The 18,632-nt window shown below is 41.8% G+C and carries 19 protein-coding genes and 1 pseudogene; 19 read left to right on the forward strand and 1 reads right to left on the reverse strand.

The features are described from left to right. Positions 1-45 precede the first annotated feature (45 nt). From IGJ42_RS04305 to cls, 5 genes and pseudogenes are all read left to right on the forward strand, one after another. Positions 46-120, forward strand: a pseudogene (locus IGJ42_RS04305) (SEC-C metal-binding domain-containing protein); the annotation flags it as partial. A gap of 88 nt (positions 121-208) precedes the next feature. Beyond that, positions 209-1,316, forward strand: a protein-coding gene (gene prfB / locus IGJ42_RS04310; protein ID WP_101495161.1) for a peptide chain release factor 2 whose coding sequence is annotated in 2 segments (ribosomal slippage) — positions 209-280 and positions 282-1,316 — 1,107 coding nt in all. Because the reading frame shifts where the segments join, the coding sequence is not laid out codon by codon here. Between the two features lie 112 nt (positions 1,317-1,428). Next, positions 1,429-2,115, forward strand: a complete 687-nt coding sequence (gene ftsE, locus IGJ42_RS04315; RefSeq protein ID WP_005237293.1) for a cell division ATP-binding protein FtsE — start codon at positions 1,429-1,431, stop codon at positions 2,113-2,115. Next, the gene (gene ftsX, locus IGJ42_RS04320) at positions 2,108-2,992 is read left to right on the forward strand and encodes a permease-like cell division protein FtsX (protein ID WP_016620650.1); all 885 of its coding nucleotides are present in this window, start codon (positions 2,108-2,110) and stop codon (positions 2,990-2,992) included. The genes ftsE and ftsX overlap by 8 nt, the downstream gene beginning before the upstream one ends. A 123-nt stretch (positions 2,993-3,115) precedes the next feature. Further along, the gene (gene cls / locus IGJ42_RS04325; RefSeq protein ID WP_005237291.1) at positions 3,116-4,561 is read left to right on the forward strand and encodes a cardiolipin synthase; all 1,446 of its coding nucleotides are present in this window, start codon (positions 3,116-3,118) and stop codon (positions 4,559-4,561) included. A gap of 62 nt (positions 4,562-4,623) precedes the next feature. Here cls and IGJ42_RS04330 read toward each other — a convergent pair whose 3' ends face one another. Further along, positions 4,624-4,743, reverse strand: coding sequence for a DUF4044 domain-containing protein (locus tag IGJ42_RS04330; protein ID WP_005237290.1), 120 nt, complete (start codon positions 4,741-4,743; stop codon positions 4,624-4,626). Between the two features lie 332 nt (positions 4,744-5,075). Between IGJ42_RS04330 and IGJ42_RS04335 the strand changes: the two genes are divergently transcribed. The 14 genes from IGJ42_RS04335 to IGJ42_RS04400 all read left to right on the forward strand — a co-directional run bounded on the left by IGJ42_RS04335 (position 5,076) and on the right by IGJ42_RS04400 (position 18,614). Continuing rightward, on the forward strand, positions 5,076-5,444 hold the full coding sequence (locus IGJ42_RS04335; protein WP_005237289.1) for a DUF3397 domain-containing protein: 369 nt from the start codon (positions 5,076-5,078) through the stop codon (positions 5,442-5,444). 198 nt (positions 5,445-5,642) lie between these two features. Then, positions 5,643-6,074 carry a division/cell wall cluster transcriptional repressor MraZ gene (gene mraZ, locus IGJ42_RS04340; protein ID WP_005228792.1) on the forward strand — a complete coding sequence of 144 codons (432 nt, stop codon included), beginning with the start codon at positions 5,643-5,645 and terminating at the stop codon, positions 6,072-6,074. 25 nt (positions 6,075-6,099) lie between these two features. Beyond that, complete coding sequence (gene rsmH / locus IGJ42_RS04345) at positions 6,100-7,059, forward strand: 16S rRNA (cytosine(1402)-N(4))-methyltransferase RsmH (RefSeq protein WP_008377332.1); 960 nt, start codon at positions 6,100-6,102, stop codon at positions 7,057-7,059. Between the two features lie 5 nt (positions 7,060-7,064). Further along, entirely contained in the window at positions 7,065-7,484 is a 420-nt protein-coding gene (ftsL, locus tag IGJ42_RS04350; protein WP_008377334.1) for a cell division protein FtsL, read from the forward strand. Further along, on the forward strand, positions 7,485-9,680 hold the full coding sequence (locus tag IGJ42_RS04355) for a penicillin-binding transpeptidase domain-containing protein (RefSeq protein ID WP_008377336.1): 2,196 nt from the start codon (positions 7,485-7,487) through the stop codon (positions 9,678-9,680). 15 nt (positions 9,681-9,695) lie between these two features. Further along, on the forward strand, positions 9,696-10,658 hold the full coding sequence (mraY, locus tag IGJ42_RS04360) for a phospho-N-acetylmuramoyl-pentapeptide-transferase (RefSeq protein ID WP_005237283.1): 963 nt from the start codon (positions 9,696-9,698) through the stop codon (positions 10,656-10,658). Positions 10,659-10,670: 12 nt separating this feature from the next. After that, on the forward strand, positions 10,671-12,029 hold the full coding sequence (gene murD / locus IGJ42_RS04365; RefSeq protein WP_042890037.1) for a UDP-N-acetylmuramoyl-L-alanine--D-glutamate ligase: 1,359 nt from the start codon (positions 10,671-10,673) through the stop codon (positions 12,027-12,029). 15 nt (positions 12,030-12,044) lie between these two features. Continuing rightward, positions 12,045-13,139 (forward strand): undecaprenyldiphospho-muramoylpentapeptide beta-N-acetylglucosaminyltransferase, encoded by a 1,095-nt coding sequence (gene murG, locus IGJ42_RS04370; RefSeq protein WP_005237281.1) that lies wholly within the window; start codon positions 12,045-12,047, stop codon positions 13,137-13,139. 86 nt (positions 13,140-13,225) lie between these two features. Then, a complete protein-coding gene (locus IGJ42_RS04375) occupies positions 13,226-14,218 on the forward strand; it encodes a cell division protein FtsQ/DivIB (RefSeq protein WP_086332116.1) in 993 nt (330 codons plus the stop codon). Between the two features lie 153 nt (positions 14,219-14,371). Beyond that, entirely contained in the window at positions 14,372-15,694 is a 1,323-nt protein-coding gene (gene ftsA, locus IGJ42_RS04380) for a cell division protein FtsA (protein WP_005237279.1), read from the forward strand. A gap of 31 nt (positions 15,695-15,725) precedes the next feature. Continuing rightward, positions 15,726-16,970: a cell division protein FtsZ gene (gene ftsZ / locus IGJ42_RS04385; protein WP_005237278.1), complete on the forward strand. Its 1,245-nt coding sequence runs from the start codon at positions 15,726-15,728 to the stop codon at positions 16,968-16,970. Positions 16,971-16,982: 12 nt separating this feature from the next. Next, on the forward strand, positions 16,983-17,654 hold the full coding sequence (locus IGJ42_RS04390; RefSeq protein ID WP_008377340.1) for a YggS family pyridoxal phosphate-dependent enzyme: 672 nt from the start codon (positions 16,983-16,985) through the stop codon (positions 17,652-17,654). A gap of 16 nt (positions 17,655-17,670) precedes the next feature. Beyond that, complete coding sequence (locus IGJ42_RS04395; protein ID WP_016613825.1) at positions 17,671-18,324, forward strand: cell division protein SepF; 654 nt, start codon at positions 17,671-17,673, stop codon at positions 18,322-18,324. 26 nt (positions 18,325-18,350) lie between these two features. Beyond that, positions 18,351-18,614, forward strand: a complete 264-nt coding sequence (locus tag IGJ42_RS04400) for a YggT family protein (RefSeq protein WP_005228822.1) — start codon at positions 18,351-18,353, stop codon at positions 18,612-18,614. Positions 18,615-18,632: the final 18 nt, after the last annotated feature.

Raw genomic sequence — 18,632 nt, forward strand, 5'->3', positions numbered from 1 at the left:
CAAGGGGTAGAAGAAGCACCGGCTGCCCAAGCGCCAAGTTTCAAAAACGTGGGCCGCAATGATCCTTGTCCTTGCGGAAGCGGGAAAAAATTCAAGAATTGCCACGGGAAAAATATGTAACAAGTTTTGAAAAAGGTGAGAGTAGGCTGGCAGACGTTTTTGTCCAGTCTACTTTCGTTTGTAAGAAAAAAAGAAAGAAGGAATTTTAATGGAAATCGCAGATATTCGGAATCAATTGACCCAGATGAATGAAAAAATAATCAGTTTTAGGGGGTCTCTTTGACTTAGATCAGTTAGAAGAGGACATTGCGGAAGCGGAACACCAAATGGCAGATCCTACCTTTTGGGATGATTCAGAAAAAGCTCAACAAGTCATTAACGCCAACAATGCCAACAAAGAGACTTACGATCAATTCAATCAGCTAGCAGAAGAATTGGAAGAACTCGAAGTGATGTTGGAAATGATTCAAGAAGAAGCCGATCCGGAAATGGAAGCAGAACTTGATGCGCGAATCGGTAAGTTAAATGAGAAAATGGCTTCTTATGAATTGTCGATGTTGTTAGATGAACCCTATGATCGAAACAATGCCATCATCGAGCTGCACCCGGGAGCAGGCGGTACCGAGTCGCAAGACTGGGGCAGCATGCTGTTACGGATGTATACTCGTTTTTGCGAACAACATGGGTATCAGGTGGAAACTTTGGACTATCAAGCCGGTGATGAAGCGGGGATCAAAAGTGTCACATTACTTGTGAAAGGCCACAACGCCTATGGCTATTTGAAGTCGGAAAAAGGCGTGCATCGCTTGGTCCGTATTTCACCTTTTGATTCTGCTAAGAGACGGCATACGTCATTTTGCTCGGTGGATGTGATGCCAGAATTAGATGGGGCGATCGATGTGGAGATCAACTCAGATGATTTGAAGATCGATACGTACCGCGCAAGCGGCGCTGGTGGACAGCACATCAACAAAACCGAATCTGCTGTGCGGATCACTCACATTCCAACAGGTACAGTGGTCGCTAGCCAAGCCCAGCGTTCACAGCTGAAAAACCGTGAGCAAGCGATGGGGATGTTGAAAGCTAAGCTGTATCAATTAGAAGTCGAAAAGAAAGAACAAGAAGCAGCAGCCTTGCGAGGCGAGCAATTAGAGATCGGCTGGGGCTCGCAAATTCGTTCTTATGTCTTCCATCCCTATTCAATGGTCAAAGATCACCGAACGAATTTCGAAACTGGGAATGTACAGGCAGTCATGGATGGCGATTTGGACGGCTTTATCGATGCCTATTTGAAGCTGAAACTGAATCAAAAATAACCTGGTATGACTTAAACAGATTGAAACACAATTGTAATCTGTTGCAAGCAAGGTGAAATATATTCATGCTATAATAAGCCAGAATGAAAATTTGAGATGGAGAGATAGCTGTATGATAGAAATGAAAGATATAATGAAAAAGTACTCTAATGGTACGACTGCTATCCGTAACCTTTCGATTTCAATTGATCAAGGGGAGTTTGTCTATGTCGTTGGACCATCCGGCGCCGGAAAATCAACCTTTATCAAATTGATGTATCGAGAAGAAAGAGCAACAAAAGGCGTTTTGAATGTCGCAGGATATGATTTGGTCGGCATGAAAAACCGTGAGATCCCTTTGATGCGCCGGGAAATCGGCGTGGTCTTCCAAGACTACAAACTTTTACCGCGGAAAACGGTCTTTGAAAATGTTGCTTATGCAATGCAAGTTATCGGACGCAAACCCCGTGATATCAAAAAACGGGTGATGGAAGTTTTGGATTTGGTCGGACTGAAACATAAAGTTCGGGTCTTTCCAAGTGAACTTTCCGGTGGGGAACAACAACGGGTGTCGATCGCTCGTGCCATCGTAAATACACCGAAGGTATTGATTGCGGATGAACCAACCGGAAATCTAGATCCTGAAAACTCATGGGAAATCATGAAATTGCTTGATCGAATCAATGCACAAGGAACAACGGTCGTTATGGCGACCCATAATAGTACGATCGTAAATACGATTCGTCATCGCGTGATCGCGATTGAGAATGGCCGCATTATTCGCGACCAAGCGGAAGGAGAATATGGTTACGATGATTAGAACATTTTTCCGTCATCTCCTGGAGAGTATTAAAAGTTTAAAGCGTAACGGCTGGATGACTATCGCGTCATTGAGTGCCGTGACGATCACATTAACATTAGTCGGTATTTTTCTAGGTGTAATCTTAAATGCAACAAAACTAGCCGAAGATATTCGTGAGAATGTGGACGTGTCGGTTTTCGTTGATATTGGTACAGAACAAGAAGACATGGATGCTTTAGAACAGGCCTTAAATGATCTGCCGAACGTTTCAGAAGTGACATTTTCTAGTCGAGACGAAGAATTGCAGAAGATCCAGGATGCCATGGGGGATTCATGGAACTTGTTCGAAGGCGACAGTAATCCACTGTATAACGTATTTGTTGTAAGTGCAACAGATCCAGAGTATACGACAGAGATCGCAGAACAAGCTGGGGATTTGCCGAATGTCTTTAAAGCCGATTACGGTGGAGATTCTTCTGACCGAATCTTTGAATTGTCTGCGGCTGTGCGGACTTGGGGCTTAGCTGCTGCTGTCTTACTGATTTTTGTGGCAATGTTCCTAATCTCTAATACGATTCGGATCACGATTTTGTCCCGTCAAAGAGAAATTCAAATCATGCGTCTGGTTGGGGCGAAAAACGGCTACATTCGTTGGCCATTCTTCCTTGAAGGCGGCTGGATCGGACTCTTAGGATCAATTGTCCCAATTGCGTTGATGTACTTCGGGTATCATCAAGTTTATGCAATGGTCAATCCATCCTTGCTACGTTCAAATTACAGCTTAATTGCACCAAATATGTTTCTAATACAAGTGTGCGGTGTGATGGCACTGATTGGTATCGTGATTGGTTCGCTTGGTTCCATCTTATCAATGCGCCGATTCTTAAAATTCTAAACGTATGTTTTATTAAAGTCGATCGTCAGATCGGCTTTTTTTGTTTCATCACAGTGTTTCTTTACTTTAGGTACTATTTTTTGATATGCTTTAGTAGCGGGAAATCGGGGAAGAGGTGGAAAAATGGTTGTAATGGATAATTTGGTAACCATTTTATTTATAGTTAATATTTTGTTATCAATCATTATCATTTTCAGAGAGAGACGTCAGACTGCTCAGACATGGGCCTGGCTTTTGGTCTTGATGTTCATCCCAATCGTTGGTTTTGTGCTTTACTTTTTCTTTGGTAGAGGAATTTCCAAGGAAAAGATTTTCGATATGCGCTCACAAGCAAAGATTGGTCTAAACGTTGAATTAGAAGAACAAAAACAAGCACTCGCGCGTCATTTGTTTCCGCATCCGCCGACTGCTCAAGTAGAAGTCCAGCAGTTAGTCTATCTATTGACGGTCTTTGGTCAATCCCTCTATACGACAGCCAATAGCATGACACTTTATACCGATGGGCGGCAGAAATTTGATGCCTTGATCGCGGATATCGAACAGGCAAAAAATCACATTCATATGGAATATTATATTTATCGCAGTGATGCATTGGGAAATGAAGTCAAAGAAGCATTAGTACGAGCCGCAAAGCGAGGCGTAAAAGTAAGAGTCTTATTAGATGCTTGGGGCAGTACTCAAGTATCATTGAAGTTTTTTGATGAATTGCGTCTGCATGGCGGGCAAATTGCTTTTTTCTTTCCTTTGTTCGTTCCTTATGTCAATCCGCGAATCAATTATCGGAATCATCGCAAAATCGTGGTGATTGATGGTGAGATTGGCTATACAGGCGGTTTTAATGTGGGAGATGAGTATCTAGGGCAAGTGGAAAAATTTGGCTATTGGCGAGACAATCACTTGCGAATTGCCGGCTCAGCAGTCTATTCGCTGCAAAATCGGTTTCTCATGGATTGGAATTCACAACACGCCTTGGAGATCAAATATGATCCTTCTTTGTTTCCTGAAATCAAACAAGCGGGGACAGTCGCAGCCCAAGTCATCACTAGTGGTCCTGATACGGAACATGAAGAAATTAAAATGACGTATTTGAAAATGATCAATTTAGCCAAAAAAGAAATCCTAATTCAAACGCCGTACTATATTCCGGATGAAGCCATTCATAACGCCTTAAAGTTAGCACTGCTCTCTGGGGTGAAAGTTCATATACAAATTCCGAACAAACCAGATCATCCCTTGGTTTACTGGGCGACCTATTCCTTTGCGGCTGAGCTGCTTCATTTTGGCGCAATCATTGAAACCTATGAGAAAGGGTTTATGCATGCGAAAACGATGATTATAGATAGTGGACTTGTATCGATTGGCTCAGCAAATATCGATGTTCGATCCTTTCGTCTGGATTTTGAAGTCAATACGATTATCTATGATGCGCAACTTGCGACTCAAACAAAAGAAGCGTTTCTGGCGGATTCGATCGATTCCAAACCATTAACGATCGAAGCATATCAACAAAGAAAATTGACGATCAAGATCAAGGAAGGCCTGGCACGTCTTGTGTCACCGTTACTGTAAAAAAATGCCCTTTTCCAAAAGATGGAAGCCATCATTTTGGAAAAGGGCATTTTTTAATAGGATTAACCCATAATACTTGTGTACGCTGCTAAGAAAATCGAGCCGACAGTGAGAATAAGCATGGTCCAGATCACGACTTGCGTGATTTTTGCAAAGGTACTTTTTGGTTTTTTCTCGTTCATTCTAATCCACCTTTTAGAGTTATTCTAGTGACAGTTTACCCTCAATTTCTCAAGAACTCAAGTTGATCCAAGGAGAAATTAAGAAAATTTCAATTTCACTATAAAAAAATTCGTTAGAATGGCAAGATAGGCTTGTTGAAGCTACGCCCTTCTGTTTTAATAGGTAAAGAAATACATTCTTTAAAACTTTCAAAAGTTAGTTGTTGAAATAAGAGCCTCCTTAAAAAATTTCATGGCTGTCTTATTCCGGCTTAAATTTTTAAAAGAACTGAAACATGGATGTAAAGAAAATAAAGTATAGTGACACTAGTTGTTAGAAAGGATTTTGCTGTATGTCTGGATTTAATCCAATCGTTTTGTTTTGGTATATTTTTCCTGTGCTCGTTTATTTTGCTTGTCGTTTTATCGTTTCTGCACTTTCGTTGAATGATCGTTTCCATGTGAAGGCACCGGATTTAGCGGTACCATTTTTAATGGTGGGGATTCATCAATTATCAAAATATACTTTTGATCAAGCAATCACATTGTATTATTTGATCTCCATTTTTTTATTAGGCATTCTACTGGCCGTCTTTCAGGCGTACTACTATGAAGAGATCCAATATGGTCGCTATTTTAAGATGTATTGGCGCAGTATTTTTCTATTTACGATCATTTTTCATGTCGTTTTGATCATTCTAAATATCGTAAGTTACTTATAGTGTTTTGCCCCTTGATAAACGTCCATTTTTTCACTTAAAGTTTTTTTAAAGACTTTAAGGAGTCTGATTTCCTCTTTTTGTTCATTTGGTAAAGAAAAGTCAAACAACTTCCCTTTCAAATTTCATATAATTTGTGGTAGAAAGTGGGGGATTGTGGTAGACTGTGAATATCAGGTGGAGATCGGGGGTTATTTATCGATGTTTATGGGTGAATTTCAACATTCGATAGATGCAAAAGGCCGACTAATCGTCCCTTCAAAACTACGAGAAAAACTCGGAGAAAAATTTGTTGTGACACGTGGATTAGATGGCTGTTTATTTGGCTACCCCTTATCTGAATGGGAAAAACTTGAAGAAAAACTAAACGAAATGCCTTTAGCGAAAAAGGATGCTCGGACATTTGTCCGCTTCTTTTATTCTGCTGCAACAGAGTGCGAGATCGATAAACAAGGACGAATCAATATCCCTGTTACATTGAGAAATCATGCAGACCTTACTAAAAGCTGCGTGATCATCGGGGTTTCAAATCGAATCGAGATTTGGGATGAAACGCGTTGGCAAGCATTCTCTGAAGAAGCAGAAGAAAACTTTGATGAAATTGCTGAAACAATGATCGACTTTGGCTTATAGGCTTGATAGGAAGAGGAAAAAACACATGGCAGATTTTCAACACTACACCGTTATGCTACAGGAGACCGTTGATGGATTATCAATTCGTCCAGAAGGCGTCTATGTCGATTGTACATTAGGTGGAGCTGGTCATAGTGAATATTTATTGTCACAACTGTCTGAAGAAGGACATCTCTTTGCTTTTGATCAAGACCAAACCGCCATCGACCATGCAAAAGAACGTTTAGCACCTTATGTTGCTAAAGGGATGGTCACGTTTATTAAAAGTAATTTCCGCTATTTAAAGGAAGCATTGAATCAACACGGCGTAAGCCGAGTCGATGGTATTTTGTATGATTTAGGTGTTTCCTCACCCCAATTAGATGAAGCCGAACGTGGCTTTAGCTACCACCAAGATGCACCGCTGGATATGCGGATGGATCAAACTGCAGCATTGACTGCCTATGAAGTGGTCAATCAATTCGACTACCATCAATTAGTCAAAATCTTCTTCCGTTATGGAGAAGAAAAATTCTCAAAACAAATCGCTCGGGAAATCGAGCGGGTGAGACAAGATCATCCCATCGAAACAACAGGGGAATTGGTCGATATCATCAAAACAGCCATTCCAGCTCCAGCAAGAAGAAAGGGCGGTCACCCAGCAAAACGGGTTTTCCAAGCCATTCGAATTGCAGTCAATGATGAGCTAGGTGTAATTGAAGAATCACTTGAACAAGCCATTCATCTTTTAGCAGTCAACGGACGTGTCAGTGTGATCACGTTCCACTCATTAGAAGATCGCATTGTGAAATCGATGTTCAAGGAATACAGTACACCAAAGGATATGCCACCAGGTCTGCCGATGATACCAGAAGAATTTCAACCAACACTAAAACTTATAACAAGAAAACCACTGCTTCCTACTGAGGAAGAAGTAGCTGAAAATAATCGTTCTCGTAGTGCGAAACTACGAATCGCGGAAAAAATCAAGGAAAGCGAAGGGTAACAACTATGGCAGAACTAAAAGTTCATGACTATGAATTCAGAGAACCTCTTGAATCACAACCTTTGGATCACTCTGAACCGACAACTGAAAAACTGCCTACTGATCCCCAGCGTCCTGAGGTCATCCGTGTACCAGCATCTCCGGCTCGTCGGTTAAAAAGTATTTCTACTCTAGAAAAACTGATTGCTGCCTTTGTGATTATCGCTGTATTGACGTTGGCAATCTTGACCATCAATATTCGGACCAATATCAGCCAAGTTGAGCATGATATTTCCTTGATCCAATCGGATATCACTGAGAAAACAACACAAGCAGAACAGTTGGAACAAGAGAAAAATGAACTTTCTAAAACCGAGCGCATCCAAAAGATTGCTGAGGATAATGGATTGTCGATCGATGATGGCAATTTAAGGAAAGTGGACTAAATGAAGTTAACAGATAAATTCAAGCAATACTTAAAAAAGAACAATCAAACTACAACGAACAATCGCAAAAAAGTAGGTATTATTCTCTTTGCTACGAGTATTGGATTGTTCTTTTTGTTTGTCACGCGTTTGAGCTATATCGTCATTGTCGGGGATGTCGCGGGAACTTCATTAGCAGAAAAGACCAAAAATCTTTATGAAGGCAGCGAAGTGATCAAAGCGAAACGTGGAACAATCTATGACCGTAATGGGATTCCGATCGCCGAAGATGTGACCTCGTATTCCATTTATGCTGTTTTGAATCAGAATTACAAAGATGGCAACAAAAATCTCTTTGCAGAAAAAGCAAACTTCAATAAGTTGGCCAAAATTTTGTCAGATGTATTGTCCATTGATCAAGAAACAGCAGTCAATACGTTAGAGGATGGCCTTGAGCAACAATTGTGGCGGGTCTCTTTTGGGAGCAAGGGAAATAATATTACATTAGAACAAAAAAATGCGATCGAAGATGCAATGGAAAAAGAAGATATTGCCGGCTTCCATTTTGATAGCCATCCAGCTCGCCTTTATCCGAATGGGGTCTTTTCTTCTCACTTTATCGGGTATGCTGTTGCCAATGATGACGATACTGGTCTAGTCGGCAAAACTGGGTTGGAAGCTGCTTACAATGATGTATTATCGGGAACTGATGGTGAGATCGTTTATCAAAAAGATAACAATCAAAACCCGCTGCCCGGAACAGTAGCAGAGACCGTCGCAGCCGTTGACGGAAAAGACGTTTATACCACCATCGATAGTCGAATCCAAAGCTATTTGGAAACGCTGATGGACAGCGTCTTTAAAGAAAACAAACCAGAAAACTTAACAGCGAACTTAATGGATGCCAAAACCGGCGAAATCATAGCGATGGCGCAACGACCAACCTACAATCCAGAAAATTTGGATTCGATCAATGATTGGCAAAATCTGTTAGTTGAAGACAACTATGAGCCAGGATCAACCATGAAGATTTTGACGACAGCAGCTGCCATCGATCAAGGCATCTTCAATGAGAACGAAACCTTTACCCCAAGTCCTGATGGATTAAAACTTTACGATGCAACCATCAATGACTGGGACTTTGGTCAAAAAGGAACACTGACGATGCGCCAAGCTCTTTCATGGTCCAGTAATATCGGAATGGTGACCTTGGAGCAGCGGATGGCTGATCGTTGGCAACAATACTTAAAAGAATTTGGCTTTGGCCGTAGCACCTATTCAGGATTGCCTAACGAAAATACTGGAATCACCCCAGAAGATAATCCTGTCAGCCAAGCGATGACTTCCTTTGGTCAAGCGATTGGTGTGACGAATTTCCAAATGATGCAGGCTTTCACATCGGTCGCAAATAATGGAACGATGCTGAAACCACAATTTATTAGTAAAATCGTTGATGGCAATACTGGAGAAGAAACGGTCACGCAACCAGAAGAGGTCGGCCATCCGATCACAAAAGAGGCTGCAACAGAGGTCCGTGAATATATGCGTGATGTTGTCGAGAGTGAAAATTATGGAAGTGCCTATGGCGTTTATGAATTACCTGGCTACAACATTTCTGCAAAAACAGGGACGGCCCAAGTAGCCGATCCAACAACCGGTAAGTATTTGTCTGGTGGCACCAATTATCTATATTCCGTTGTTTTGATGTTTCCTTCAGAAGAACCAGAATACATTTTGTATTTGACGATTAAATTACCAGAGAAGCACGAAAGCACCGTGTTGGGTGAAATTGCCAATCCATTGATGAAACGGGTCATGGATCTGAAAAACTCTGCATTAGAAGAAAGCACAACATCTGGTAGCGAAACAACTGTGGGGGATTATCGCAATCTCGATACAGAATCGGCTGCAACGGATGTTCAAAAAGCTGGATTGATCCCGGTAGTCATCGGGGATGGTGAAAAAGTCATTGCCCAATCGGTTGACAGTGGGACTTCGATCATGCCTGGCGGACGGGTACTGCTCGTTACCGACAGCGATAAGTACTATATGCCGGATACGACTTCTTGGTCAAAAGCAGACTTAATCAAATTTGGTAGTCTGCTGAATGTAGACGTCAGTTTTGAAGGAAACGGCTATTGTACCAAACAAAGCGTGGAACCATACACCGAATTATCAGGACAATCGATCAAGTTTACACTAAGTGAAAACGAATAAATAGGAGAGAACAATATGGAATGGACAGAGATGATATTACCTTTGGCAAGTGGCTTTGCGATCGTAACAGCCACAATGCCTTTGTTTATCGGCTATTTTCAAATGAAGAAATACGGACAGGAAATACGTGGTGACGGCCCCAAATGGCACAATGTAAAGGCCGGTACACCAACGATGGGTGGGTTTGTATTTTTGATTTCTGCAATGATCACTGCCATCTGGGTAGGAGCATGGCAAAATCAATTGACTGCTTCATTGTTCATTCTTTTGTTCATTACCTTGGTTTATGGTGCATTAGGATTTCTTGATGACTTCATCAAGATTTTCCGCAAACGAAATATGGGGCTGAACTCGTTGCAAAAGCTGATTGGACAGATTTTAGGCGGACTCGTCTTTTACTTTGTTTTCCGATCCGAAGGCAATGCGGATGTACTGAATTTCTTTGGGATAGACGTGTCGCTATCGATTTTTTATGGCTTGTTCGTCATTTTTTGGCTTGTTGGTTTTTCAAATGCAGTCAACTTGACGGACGGTATCGATGGGCTAGTCGCAGGACTGGGCACGATTTCTTTTTCAACTTACGCACTGATTGCTTGGCGACAAGATCAAATCGATGTGTTAATCGTTTGTCTTGCGATCATCGGCGGATTGATCGGCTTCTTTCCCTACAATCGCAAACCGGCAAAAATCTTTATGGGGGATGTCGGCTCACTGGCTTTAGGCGGTCTGCTGGCAGCTATCTCGATTCTTTTACACCAAGAATGGACCCTATTGCTTGTCGGACTGGTCTATGTTTGTGAAACAGCAAGCGTGATGCTGCAAGTTGCCTCATTCAAATTAACAGGCAAACGAATCTTCAAGATGTCACCCATCCATCATCATTTTGAAATGAGCGGATGGTCTGAGTGGAAGATCGACACTGTGTTTTGGTGTATCGCGTTAGGTTGCTCGTTGCTCACAATAGCCCTTGTATGGTAGGAGATGAAGAAAATGAAAAAAATTACAACATATCAAAATAAAAAAGTTCTTGTGCTAGGATTAGCGCGTAGTGGATTCAGTGCGGCCAAATTGTTACATGATTTGGGCGCACTTGTGACCGTTAATGACGGAAAGCCATTTGCTGAAAATCCAGAAGCACAAGATCTTTTGGCTTTAGGGGTCAAAGTGATCACTGGCAGCCACCCGATTGAATTATTGGATGAAGGATTTTCGCTAGTCGTTAAAAATCCAGGGATCCCCTATTCACAACCTCTTGTTCAAAAAGCTTTAGAGAAAAAAATTCCTGTGATCACGGAAGTGGAACTAGCGTATCAAATCTCTGAAGCGCCGATTATCGGTATTACTGGTACGAATGGAAAAACCACCACAACGACTATGATCGCCAATGTCTTGAATGCTGGAATGGAAAAAGGACAGGCATTGCTTTCTGGAAATATCGGGTTTCCTGCAAGTTCCGTTGCTCAAACAGCTAAGCCTGAAGATCGCTTGGTGATGGAGCTTTCAAGTTTCCAATTGATGGGAATCGATACCTTACGGCCGAAAATCGCTGTCATCACGAATATATATGAAGCCCATATCGATTACCATGGTAGTCGCCCGGAATATGTCTTAGCAAAATGGCGCTTGCAACAACGAATGACCGCTGACGATTATTTAGTGATCAACTGGAACCAACCGGAACTAGAAGCACTGTCGGCCAAATCAAAGGCGAAAATCATTCCTTTTTCCACCAAGGAAAAAGTAGCAGGAGCATATATGCTTGATGGGATGCTCTACTATAAAGAAGAAGCAATTATGGCAGCGGAGGAACTTGGCGTACCAGGGGCACACAATATTGAAAATGCCTTAGCGGCGATCGCTGTTGGAAAACTTTGCAATATGCCAAACGAAGCAATCAAACAAGCGTTGCAAACCTTCACTGGGGTACCTCATCGGACCCAGTATGTCACCACCATCAATCAGGTGAAATTTTTCAATGATTCCAAAGCAACCAACATCTTAGCAACAGAAATGGCCTTAGGCGGTTTTGACAATGAGAAATTGGTCTTATTGGCAGGCGGCTTGGACCGTGGTAACAGTTTTGATGAGTTGGTTCCAGCACTAAAAGGACTCAAAGCTATCGTAGTGTTTGGAGAAACAAAAGAAAAATTAGCCGCAGCCGCTCAAGCAGCTGGCGTAAAAACGATTGAAATGACAGACAATGTTGAAACCGCCGTCCCAGTTGCCTTTTCTTTAAGTGCTGCTGGAGATACGATTCTATTGTCACCGGCGAATGCAAGTTGGGATCAATACCCTAATTTTGAAGTTCGCGGCGACAAATTTATGGCGGCAGTAGCAGAACTTAAATAGAAATGAGTGAAGGACATGAAAATACTTGTGACTGGCGGCGGTACTGGCGGCCACATCTATCCAGCGTTGTCTTTTGTCGATTACGTAAAAGAGATTGACCCGACAGCCGAATTTTTATACATTGGTGCAACAAGGGGCTTGGAGAATAAAATCGTCCCTCCAACAGGTATTCCTTTTAAAACGTTAGAGATTCAAGGCTTTAAGCGTAAGCTGTCTTTTGATAACGTAAAAACGATCCAGCTTTTCATGAAAAGCTATTATGCAGCAAAGAAAATCATCAAGGAGTTTCAACCGGATGTGGTGATTGGCACCGGCGGCTATGTTTCTGGCGCCGTGGTCTTTGCTGCAGCGAAGTTGAAAATACCTACCATTATTCATGAACAAAATAGTGTTCCTGGAATCACCAATAAGTTTCTAACCAAGTATGTGGATAAAATCGCCATTGCTTTTCACGATGCTTCTCAATACTTTCCAGCGAAGAAAACGGTGCTAGTGGGCAATCCCAGGGGGCAAGAAGTACGGAATAGTCAAAAGTCGACGATTTTGTCTTCTTACGATTTAAATCCGGCGAAAAAAACGGTTTTGGTTTTTGGTGGGAGTCAAGGAGCTCTGAAAATCAACCAAGCGATCATTGATGCGCTGCCGCTTTTTGCTCAAAAAGAGTATCAGTTACTTTATGCATCTGGCGAAAGGTATTACAAAGAGATCGAAGAAAAAATCGGGATGTCAAAAGATGCTTTCCCTAATATCAGTATTCGTCCCTATATCGATCAAATGGCAGAAGTGATGGCAAATAGTGATTTGTTGATTGGACGAGCAGGTGCCACATCGATTGCCGAATTTACGGCATTAGGGATTCCAGCAATTCTGATTCCTAGCCCTTATGTGACTAATGACCACCAAACAAAGAACGCCCAAAGTTTAGCTAATGCAGGAGCAGTCAAAATGATTGCCGATCATGAACTAAACAGCCAAAACCTCGTGGAAGCAGTAGATAGTATCATGCAAGATGAAGCCCTTCGTAGTAAGATGGCCAAAGCCTCAAAAGAACAAGGGATCAGCGATGCCTCAGAACGATTATTTCGACTTGTGCAAGAGGTAATCAAATAGTACAATGTGTGGGATAGAAAGGAGCGATTATCATTAGTAAAGACAAAACACCTCATGATGATCAAACCCCCTCGTCAACGGAAGAGTTGACCCCTTGGCAAAAAGAAAATCTAAAATATTTGCAAGAAAAAGGCAATCAGCCAGCTTGGTCTTCACCCGCTTCTGAAGAAACAGAAGACATGAAAGAAGCGCATGAAGATGAAGAGGAGTTGGCAGAAGAAGCACTTTTTGAAGCAGAACAAGCGATAGAAGAAACCGACGCTGGGAAAGAAGAGCTGCCTGAGCCAGAAAAAAAGGCTCGCTCCTTTGCTGACCGGCTACCTAATCTAAAGGCGTACCGCAATCAAGTATTGATTCGCCGTTTAGCGCTGATTATCGGTTTACTGATGATTCCTTTGCTGATTGTTTTGTATTTTGTTTCGCCGCTTAGTCGTTTGGCTAATGTGGTGGTCAAAGGCAATCAAGAAGTATCCGCAGAAGCGATTCTCAAAAATTCTGACCTAGCCGTCAATGAAGAGATGTGGCCGCAATTTTTTGAACGGAATCAGAGTGTAGCAGCAATCAAAAAAGAATTGCCGCGCATAAAAAATGCTTCTATTTCTTTATCTGGTATTAATCGTTTTGATATCACTGTCACTGAATTCCAGGAAGTGGCTTTATTAGCCAAAGATGGCGGCTATGCACCAGTTTTGGAAAATGGCGCTGTTTTGGATGATATCAGTGAGCAGCCAGAGGAAGGATTGCCGGTTTTAGAAAATTTTTCGGCTGAAGACAAAATCAAGGCGACACTCAATGCCTATCAAGAATTAAGTTCAGAAATTCGAGATGGCATTTCTCAAATCAAATACACCCCCCGTGACAGCAATGATGAACTGTTAACTCTCTTTATGAATGATGGCAATCAAGTGATTGTCAATATCTCAAATATGGTGAGTCAAATGCAGTATTATCCGCAAATTGCCAAAGATTTGACCGAGGACAGTATTGTGGATATGGAAGTTGGGATCTTTACTTACCCAATTTCAAATACACAAGAAGACGATGCAGACGAAAATCAAACAGCTGATAGTGATTCTTAGGAAAAATTCAAGAGTTTTTTTCATTAACTTGTTTCTAAAAAGCGCCATTATATGGTAGAATTGGTAACAGTGAACAAATTATTCGAATGAACTCTAAAAACGGACTGTGATGGTTCGCTATATATCCAATTTAAGTAGGAGGGAACCCCATCCATGGCAAAAACGGGAATGTATGTTGGCCTTGATATCGGTACGACATCTGTAAAAGTTGTAGTAGCCGAATACGTTGACAGCCAAATGAATATCATTGGTGTAGGAAATGCAAAATCAGAAGGAATCAACCGTGGCATCATTGTAGATATCGATAAAACGGTACAAGCCATTCAAAGAGCAGTAAGACAAGCAGAAGAAAAAGCAGGAATTCAAATTCGCAGTGTAAGTGTTGGTGTACCAGCCAATCTTCTTGAAGTGGAAAATTGTCAAGGGATGATCGCTGTCAACAGTGAATCAAAAGAGATCACCGACGAAGACGTCCGCAATGTTGCTTCCGCAGCACTTGTACGTTCAACCCCTCCTGAAAGACAGATCATTGCTATCTTACCGCAAGAATTTACAGTGGATGGTTTTGAAGGGATCAAAGATCCTCGTGGCATGATCGGTGTTCGCCTAGAGATGTTTGGTGTGGTTTATACAGGTCCAAAAACCATCATTCACAACATTCGTAAATGTGTGGAAAAATCTGGTCTGATCGTTAATGAAGTAGTCATTACGCCATTAGCACTGACAGAATCGATTTTATCTGATGGTGAAAAAGATTTTGGTACGATCGTTATCGACATCGGCGGCGGCCAAACGACGACATCAGCGATGCACGACAAGCAATTGAAATTTACCCATGTGAACCAAGAGGGTGGCGAATTTGTCACAAAAGACATTTCGACAGTTTTAAATACCTCCTTCAACAATGCAGAAGCATTAAAAATCAATTATGGGGATGCGTATCCTGAACGGACATCCGCTAGTGAAGAATTTCCAGTGGATGTGATTGGGAAATCAGAACCTGTGAAGATCGATGAACGCTATTTGTCAGAAATCATCGAAGCACGTATGGAACAGATTTTTACCAAATCAAAAGAAGTCTTAGATGAAATTGATGGACTTGATTTGCCAGGTGGCGTGATTTTGACTGGTGGTGCTGCAAGCCTGCCGGGTGTCGTAGATTTGGCTCAAGAAGTATTCGAAACAAACGTTAAGCTTTACGTTCCTAATCATATGGGACTTAGAAATCCTGTATTCACCAATGTAATCAGTATCGTTGACTATTCAGCAAACTTAAGCGAAGTCTATCAGCTTGCCAAAAGTGCGATCACTGGTGAAAAAACAGTCGCGCAACAGCCCGTTGCCATTCAACAACAAGAAGTGCATTACGAACAATATGAAGCTCCAGAAGAAACTTATGAAGAAACAGAAGAAGAGAAAAAAGGTGAGTCGATCACAAACCGAGTAAAAGATTTCTTCTCAAATATCTTTGAATAATCTAAAACGATTCTCAGGAGGAAGATAAACTATGGAATTTTCAATTGATAATAACATCAATGACGGCGCTGTGATCAAAGTCATCGGAGTCGGCGGTGGTGGCGGCAACGCAGTAAATCGTATGATCGAAGAAAATGTCAAAGGCGTAGAATTTATTGCAGCCAACACTGACGTTCAAGCATTAAAAAATTCAAAAGCAGAAACAGTCATTCAATTAGGCCCTAAATATACCCGTGGTCTTGGTGCTGGTTCACAACCAGAAGTTGGTCAAAAAGCAGCAGAAGAAAGTGAAGATTCTATTCGTGAATCATTAGAAGGCGCGGATATGATTTTCATTACCGCTGGTATGGGTGGCGGAACCGGGACCGGTGCTGCACCGATCGTAGCTAAAATTGCCAAAGAAATCGGCGCATTGACAGTCGGCGTCGTTACTCGTCCGTTTACATTTGAAGGACCAAAACGCGGCCGTTTTGCTGCTGAAGGAATCGCTAAATTAAAAGAGAATGTCGATACCTTATTGATCATCTCAAACAACCGTTTGTTAGAAGTTGTTGATAAGAAAACGCCAATGCTTGAAGCATTCCGTGAAGCAGACAATGTCTTGCGTCAAGGGGTTCAAGGGATCTCAGACTTGATCACTGCACCTGGCTATGTCAACTTAGACTTCGCTGATGTGAAAACAGTGATGGAAAATCAAGGCACCGCTTTGATGGGAATCGGTGTTGCTAGCGGCGAAGAACGCGTGATCGAAGCAACGAAAAAAGCAATCTCTTCACCATTGCTAGAAACATCGATCGATGGTGCTGAACAAGTGCTATTGAACATCACTGGCGGATTGGACATGACTTTATTTGAAGCACAAGATGCTTCTGATATCGTCGCTCATGCGGCAACAGGTGATGTAAATATTATTTTAGGTACATCAATCAATGAAGACTTAGGCGATGAAATCCGTGTGACTGTCATTGCAACTGGCATTGACCCTTCTAAAAAAGAACGTGGGTCTCGCTCTAGCAGACAAAGTCAAAGCCAAATTCATTCTATCCCACAAAAACCAACCTTAGATATGGACCAAGCGCGTCCTGCACAAGCAGAAGAAAGCAATGGTTTTGGTGATTGGGATATCCGTAAAGAACAAAATGTACGACCTAAAGTAGAAGAAAACACATTTGAAAATGTAGAAAAGAAAGAATTCGACACCTTCAGCCGTGATGAAGTACGCTCGAATGATGACGACGAATTAAGCACACCACCATTTTTCCGTCGTAAACGCTAGGGGGCAGAGCACATGATTTCTGAGAACTTGCACAAGATCCAGCAAGAGATACAGGACTCCTGTGCTCTTGTTTCTAGAAATGCCAGTGAGGTCTGTTTGACAGCTGTGACAAAATCCGTCGATACAGAAACGACAAGAGAACTTCTAGAAAATGGTGTGCGTGATTGTGCAGAAAATCGAGTAGAAAAGCTACTTGAAAAAAAGGCAGCATTAACTGATTACCCAGATGTCCGTTGGCATTTTATTGGTAATTTACAGCGCAGAAAGGTAAAATCAGTTATAAATGAGATTGATTTTTTCCATGCGTTGGATTCAATCAAACTGGCACAAGAAATTCAAAAACGAGCAGAGCATCCGATCAACTGCTTTGTGGAAGTGAATGTTTCGCAGGAAGCAACGAAACAAGGGATTTTCGTAGAAGAGGTGGTGGCTTTTATTGAAGCACTCGCTTCGTTCGACAAAATTCGTGTTGTTGGATTGATGACGATGGCCCCGCTCACTGCTTCCAAAGACGAGCAGCATCAGATTTTCAAAGAATTAAAAAGGATTCAACAACAGATCGCTGACCTGCATCTTACACATGCCCCTTGCTTAGAAACGAGTATGGGAATGAGTAATGACTTTCCCATTGCGATTCAAGAAGGCGCAACATTTATTCGTGTAGGAACAGCATTATTTCAATAAAAAAGGAGGTTGACCGATGTCGCTCAAAGAGAAACTGACCAATTTTTTTGGATTGACTGACGAAGAAGATTATTATGAAGAAACATTTGCCACTGAAGAATCGGCACGCACGGCAGCGAAACCAGCTGTGAACCAAGGAGGAGCTTTTACCGCCCCTAGAACAACAGCGAGTACGCGTGCTTCTAGCCAAGCGGCTTCTTATACAACAAGTCAACCACAAAATCAAGCCTATCAATACAGACAGCAGCCTCAAACTGCTGCCTATCAACAATCCTCAGCGGCGGCTGAACGAGTAAGATCGGTGCCTAAGACGGAAGAAAAAGTCGTTCCAATGGCGCAACAAAGAACTAATACGAGAGTCAAAGACACAAAAGCTAAAGAAACTTCTCCACAAATGGCTGGAAAAATAACGATCGTAGAACCACGCGTTTATTCAGAAGCTATGGGGATTGCGAAGCAAGTCATCAATGGAGATGCTGTACTTGTTAATTTTCATTTAATTGAAGAGTACCAAGCTCGTCGAATAGTTGATTTTTTAACAGGAACAGTGTACGCTGAAGATGGTGATATCAAGCGTGTTGGCGATGAAATTTTTCTTTGCACGCCTAAGGGTATGGAAATTGAAGGCACTGCCCAAACATTAGCAGATACCAATTTTTTTGATATCTAAAGTGAGGAGGAACGCCAATTTTATTCTTGAGATTCGTTAAATTACTGAGTGATGCTGTTTATCTGTATACCATTTTATTAGTGATCTATGCACTTTTGTCTTGGTTTCCAGGAGGGTATCAGTCCGCTTTTGGCCGTTTCTTAGCAAAAGTGTGTGAACCGTATTTGAGTTTATTTGATCGATTGAAATTAAGTTTTGCTGGTATCGATTTTACGATTGCATTTGCAATTATTGTCTTACAGCTAGCATCACAAGCATTGATATTGATCCTACAATCAATTTTATTTTAACGTAAGGGGTGGTTATCG

Origin of the sequence: Enterococcus sp. DIV1067f, from assembly GCF_050543505.1 — a bacterium.
GTDB classification, from domain to species: domain Bacteria; phylum Bacillota; class Bacilli; order Lactobacillales; family Enterococcaceae; genus Enterococcus_D; species Enterococcus_D entomosocium.

Bases quoted from the DNA above. Each gene is read 5' to 3' on its own strand.
- ftsE (WP_005237293.1), top strand. From the start codon at position 1,429: ATGATAGAAATGAAAGATATAATGAAAAAGTACTCTAATGGTACGACT.
- ftsX (WP_016620650.1), top strand. From the start codon at position 2,108: ATGATTAGAACATTTTTCCGTCATCTCCTGGAGAGTATTAAAAGTTTA.
- cls (WP_005237291.1), top strand. From the start codon at position 3,116: ATGGTTGTAATGGATAATTTGGTAACCATTTTATTTATAGTTAATATT.
- IGJ42_RS04330 (WP_005237290.1), bottom strand. From the start codon at position 4,743: ATGAACGAGAAAAAACCAAAAAGTACCTTTGCAAAAATCACGCAAGTC.
- IGJ42_RS04335 (WP_005237289.1), top strand. From the start codon at position 5,076: ATGTCTGGATTTAATCCAATCGTTTTGTTTTGGTATATTTTTCCTGTG.
- mraZ (WP_005228792.1), top strand. From the start codon at position 5,643: ATGTTTATGGGTGAATTTCAACATTCGATAGATGCAAAAGGCCGACTA.
- rsmH (WP_008377332.1), top strand. From the start codon at position 6,100: ATGGCAGATTTTCAACACTACACCGTTATGCTACAGGAGACCGTTGAT.
- ftsL (WP_008377334.1), top strand. From the start codon at position 7,065: ATGGCAGAACTAAAAGTTCATGACTATGAATTCAGAGAACCTCTTGAA.
- IGJ42_RS04355 (WP_008377336.1), top strand. From the start codon at position 7,485: ATGAAGTTAACAGATAAATTCAAGCAATACTTAAAAAAGAACAATCAA.
- mraY (WP_005237283.1), top strand. From the start codon at position 9,696: ATGGAATGGACAGAGATGATATTACCTTTGGCAAGTGGCTTTGCGATC.
- murD (WP_042890037.1), top strand. From the start codon at position 10,671: ATGAAAAAAATTACAACATATCAAAATAAAAAAGTTCTTGTGCTAGGA.
- murG (WP_005237281.1), top strand. From the start codon at position 12,045: ATGAAAATACTTGTGACTGGCGGCGGTACTGGCGGCCACATCTATCCA.
- ftsA (WP_005237279.1), top strand. From the start codon at position 14,372: ATGGCAAAAACGGGAATGTATGTTGGCCTTGATATCGGTACGACATCT.
- ftsZ (WP_005237278.1), top strand. From the start codon at position 15,726: ATGGAATTTTCAATTGATAATAACATCAATGACGGCGCTGTGATCAAA.
- IGJ42_RS04390 (WP_008377340.1), top strand. From the start codon at position 16,983: ATGATTTCTGAGAACTTGCACAAGATCCAGCAAGAGATACAGGACTCC.
- IGJ42_RS04395 (WP_016613825.1), top strand. From the start codon at position 17,671: ATGTCGCTCAAAGAGAAACTGACCAATTTTTTTGGATTGACTGACGAA.